The organism is Bartonella sp. MR168JLCBS, from assembly GCF_042194175.1.
Genome location: NZ_JBHIMP010000058.1, coordinates 1 through 1,055 on the forward strand (window position 1 = coordinate 1; position 1,055 = coordinate 1,055).

The window sequence follows — 1,055 nt, forward strand, 5'->3', positions numbered from 1 at the left end:
TGGTGGTTCGAGGCACCATGGAACGGTTGGGGCCTGGCACTGGCTGTTTTGTCTTTGGTCATTGCGACGATTATTGAGCTTAATAGAGAAAAGCCGTTGATTGATTTACGCTGGCTTTTCAGTAAAGAAATCGTACAATCTGTTCTCATTTTATTGGTCTTTCACGTTTTCTTATTGGAGCGATCAAGTTTAGCAGCCGGTTTTGTTAATCTTTTTGGTTTGTTAAATCGTGAAATGATGCCCATGTATCTTGCAATTACATTTGGCACCCTTTTAGGGGGTGCGATTTGTGTCTTTTTTTTACGGGCCGGTCGTGAGGACTATTTTTATCTTTTATCTTTGGGTTGTTTGGCGCTTGGGGCTTATTTAGATAGCCATGTCAACCACTTAACACGTCCGCAAGATATGATGCTGAGTCAAGGATTGGTGAGCCTTAGTTATGCGCTTTTTTTACCTCCTACGCTTTTCAAGGGGTTCGTGGTGGCTGGTGCGCGAGGACCACGTTACATCTTAAGTTTTATTGCTGTTTTTCTGCTGACGCAAGTGACGGGGGGATTGATGGGGTCGGCTTTTTTTGGCAGTTTGCAGTTTATGTTCGCTCATAAGAATTTTGTATCCTTAATACAAAATATTGTTGTTACGGATCCCCTTATTTCAGGTGAGGTGAATACCTTATTTTCGTCTTCTTTTAGGGTTCCTATGTCCCATGTTTTGGGGGATAAGCAAGACGTATCTAGGCTGATTGAAAAATTTAAGTTAACAGCAAACATTTTTGCTTATGATGATGTTTTTCGGCTTTATTTTTATATTGCAACGGTTGTGTTTGCTGTTTTTCTTGCCAAAATATTTTTAAAGTTATGTTTTTTACGTGCATACGAAAAGAAGAGCAATGTCAGTGAAGAGGAGTGCAAAAAGTGATAAAAGCATTACGGTCAAAAGCGACCATTATTGCATTCCTATCAGGTGTTACGGGTGTTTTGCTGATTTTATGGGCTTGGAAACTTCCCCCATTTGTCAGTGCAATTCAAATAACGAATAATGCTTCTGTTAAGGGC

General features: G+C 40.2%; 2 pseudogenes. Both read left to right on the forward strand.

Annotated features, from left to right (window positions below):
* Positions 1-918 (forward strand): annotated as a pseudogene (locus ACFIK8_RS09010) (MFS transporter); the annotation flags it as partial.
* Positions 915-1,055 (forward strand): annotated as a pseudogene (locus ACFIK8_RS09015) (HlyD family secretion protein); the annotation flags it as partial. The pseudogenes ACFIK8_RS09010 and ACFIK8_RS09015, both read left to right, overlap by 4 nt.